At 34.9% G+C, this 2,916-nt stretch carries 5 protein-coding genes; 2 read left to right on the forward strand and 3 right to left on the reverse strand.

Annotated elements, in window-relative coordinates; genetic code table 11:
• From BBH99_RS10835 to BBH99_RS22395, 3 genes are all read right to left on the reverse strand, one after another.
• Positions 1–486 (reverse strand): AAA family ATPase (locus tag BBH99_RS10835; RefSeq protein ID WP_165601917.1); only part of this gene is annotated, 486 nt, incomplete at its 3' end.
• Positions 487–489: 3 nt separating this feature from the next.
• Positions 490–1,695 carry a metallophosphoesterase family protein gene (locus BBH99_RS10840; RefSeq protein ID WP_066695424.1) on the reverse strand — a complete coding sequence of 402 codons (1,206 nt, stop codon included), beginning with the start codon at positions 1,693–1,695 and terminating at the stop codon, positions 490–492.
• A 189-nt stretch (positions 1,696–1,884) separates the two neighbouring features.
• Positions 1,885–2,037 (reverse strand): hypothetical protein, encoded by a 153-nt coding sequence (locus BBH99_RS22395; RefSeq protein ID WP_165601918.1) that lies wholly within the window; start codon positions 2,035–2,037, stop codon positions 1,885–1,887.
• A 119-nt stretch (positions 2,038–2,156) separates the two neighbouring features.
• Between BBH99_RS22395 and BBH99_RS10845 the strand changes: the two genes are divergently transcribed.
• Positions 2,157–2,408, forward strand: coding sequence for a VF530 family protein (locus BBH99_RS10845; RefSeq protein WP_066695426.1), 252 nt, complete (start codon positions 2,157–2,159; stop codon positions 2,406–2,408).
• A gap of 218 nt (positions 2,409–2,626) precedes the next feature.
• Positions 2,627–2,916: FKBP-type peptidyl-prolyl cis-trans isomerase (locus BBH99_RS10850; RefSeq protein ID WP_185111064.1), on the forward strand; the 290-nt coding region annotated here is incomplete at its 3' end.

Consider the following 2,916-nt stretch of genomic DNA (forward strand, 5'->3'; position numbering starts at 1 on the left):
GTCTGCAGTACCCAATTCAAGAAATTCTTTGAATTGTCCCTGGGGAATAATGATGGTACGTTTAAAATTGGAATAGCTTAAACCAATGATCTCTTCTGCGTTGGAATGATCCAAAGGAATCCATTTTCCGTTGATGTTCTCATAGAATGTTACAGAGTAGGGTTTTACATCCTCAAATTTTTTAGAATTACGTCTGAAATCTCTGCTAGCACGGAAAAGCTTATTCTCATAATTAATAAAATCAAACTCAATATAAGAGGTGTTCGATTTTAAATTCATCATATTATACGCTCTTTTATCACGCATATTCAGACGTTCCGTTTCACCATACAAAGCAAACGAAATCGCTTCCAATACAGATGATTTTCCGGAACCTACTGCTCCGAAAATACCGAATAATCCGGCCTCTGTGAGGTTTTTGAAATCAATGGTCTGACGTTCCTGGTAAGAATACAAACCTTCAACTGTTAATTGAACAGGAATCATAGCTTAGGCATTTAAAATTTCGTTAAACAATTTCATCAATTCATCATTGGCTTCCTGGCCACCATTTTTAGATTTAAAATAATCCTTGAACAATGTTTCTATATTCTGGTTTAAATTAATTTCATGACTAATTTCCTCACTGGATTCCCTGTTTTTTACTTTAGGAATCAAATGAACAATTCCTGTATGAGACTGATAGATCAGCCTTCGTTCATCAGCTGTTAAAAAGGTTTCACTTTCTAATGTCAGCTCAATAAATGTATTGGGGTTTTCCTTCAGCCACTGAACAGTTTCATCTACGGATGTAAAGGTTTTTCTTACTAAAGTTCTTCCACTGTTCAATACCTTTTTTTCATAAGAAACAGATTTACCCGGTTCAGCATTGATGATTGAAACAAATTTTGTCTGCCCAGCCTCACTAAAGCTGTAGCATAGAGGAGAAGAGGAATAAATCACCGGCTTTTCCTTTGTCCCGATATTCTGAAAGCCATGTAAGTGCCCCAAAGCAGTATACTGAATCTGTTCAGGAATACTATCTGAATAAATAAGATCCGCGTTCCCTATTTTGATGGGTTTTTCTCCTTCAGGTTCTTCCAAAATATCAGCACCTCTTTTATTCATGTATAAATGGGCAGTCAGCAGGTTGATTCCGTTTTCATCGCAAAACTCATCTGCGAGTTCTTTCCATGTTCTGGATAGGACATTATTGATCTCTTCTTCCTTATTTTCGCCCAAATATTCCTTCAAACGGATTTCATTAGCGTAAGGAGTATGCAATAGTCTTACAGGAAAATCAATACTGTTGATCTTTATTTCTATAAAACCTTCTTTTGAATTTAAAATTTTAAAGTGTTCCGTTGCAAAAGGAGTAATATTTGCTTTTGGATGCCCTATTAAAATAATTCCACATTCTCTGGCTAACGGATCCGGAGCATTGATGAGGTTGGGAGAATCATGATTTCCCGAAATGGCAATGACAGGCCGCTTTCCGTTTTGAGATAACCGCTTCAGGGTTTTGTAAAAAAGCTCAACGGCTTCTACGGCAGGGTTGAAATTATCAAACAGATCACCGGCAATAAGGATCATATCTGCATGTTCATCATCAGCAATTGTGATGATTTCTTCCATCACTGAAATTTGCTCTTCCAGTCGGGAAAAGCGGTCCAGTCGTTTTCCTAAATGCCAATCGGCTGTATGTAGAATTTTCATAAAAGTGTATCATTGTTGAAAGGAAATATCCAAAGATAAATGAAGCAGTATTTTTAAAAATATGGTTTTCCTTAAACTTAGCAAAAAGTATGAATAACCAAGAAGCCCTCTGTTTGTAATCCAAAATAATTTTTCAGTTTTCAAAACTAATGGATTTTTAGAAGCTATGGTATGTAGCAGTGAATGATATTATGGTTGATTACCGGTTTCTTTTGCTTTGAAATCCTGATGAATCTGTTTTAAACGTGCTTTCCTTTCTGCTTCTGCGTTTTGTGCTTTCTTTTTTTTCTGCTCAATTTGCTTTTTATTTTTTTTCCTGTTTGCTTCGTTGTTTTTGCTCATATTTGTGGTAACGAATAATTTTTATTGGTAAAAAATAGCTTCATCAAAAATACTAAAGATTAAGTTTCTAAACAATTTTAGTCTTTAAGTCTGATAAAATGTTTTAATTTTACAGTGTTATGGAAGAAAAATCAAAAGATCCTCTACACGGAAAAAGACTCGATGCCATTCTTGAAGAACTGGTAGAATATTATCAGGGGTTTGAAGAATTGGGAAAACAAATCAATATCAGATGTTTTACAGATAACCCCAGTATCAATTCGTCATTGAAGTTTTTAAGGAAAACAGATTGGGCGAGAGCGAAAGTTGAAAGTTTGTATTTGTTTGTCTTAAGACAGAAAAAAAGAGACGAAGCCAGAAATAAAAAGTAGCCAGACTGAGGACGGGAAGAGTGGTATCGGGCGTGTATATTAGTCTTATAACTTCTGATAACCATGAACTTTTTTGATGCAAAAAGCAGCAGCAGTTCTTTATGCCTTTCATAGCGTCCTTCTTTCATCTCTCAACTTCCAATCTATTTAATTCATTTCAAAAACATTATATTTGTGGTGTTAATCGTGAGAAAAAAATCACGACAAAAAAAGAAAATATGACAATTGAAAACAATCACGTTGTAGCTGTAAAGTATATACTTCATACAATCGAAGCAGATGGAAGTAAAATTTTAGTAGAAGAAACAACAGCAGAAAACCCACTTACATTTTTGTATGGTGTAGGAATGATGATTCCAAAATTTGAAGAAAATATCCTAGGTTTGAAAGCTGGTGATAAAGCTGCTTTTGTAATTCAGCCTGAAGAAGCTTATGGAGAAAGACAGCCTGATGCTATTGCTCAATTACCAATTGAAATGTTCAAAGAATCAGGAACACCTCCAATTGG

Source organism: Chryseobacterium contaminans (assembly GCF_001684955.1).
Taxonomy (GTDB): Bacteria; Bacteroidota; Bacteroidia; order Flavobacteriales; family Weeksellaceae; genus Chryseobacterium; species Chryseobacterium contaminans.

Coding starts and splice junctions, on each gene's coding strand:
- BBH99_RS10845 (WP_066695426.1), top strand. CDS start 2,157: ATGGAAGAAAAATCAAAAGATCCTCTACACGGAAAAAGACTCGATGCC.
- BBH99_RS22395 (WP_165601918.1), bottom strand. CDS start 2,037: ATGAGCAAAAACAACGAAGCAAACAGGAAAAAAAATAAAAAGCAAATT.
- BBH99_RS10840 (WP_066695424.1), bottom strand. CDS start 1,695: ATGAAAATTCTACATACAGCCGATTGGCATTTAGGAAAACGACTGGAC.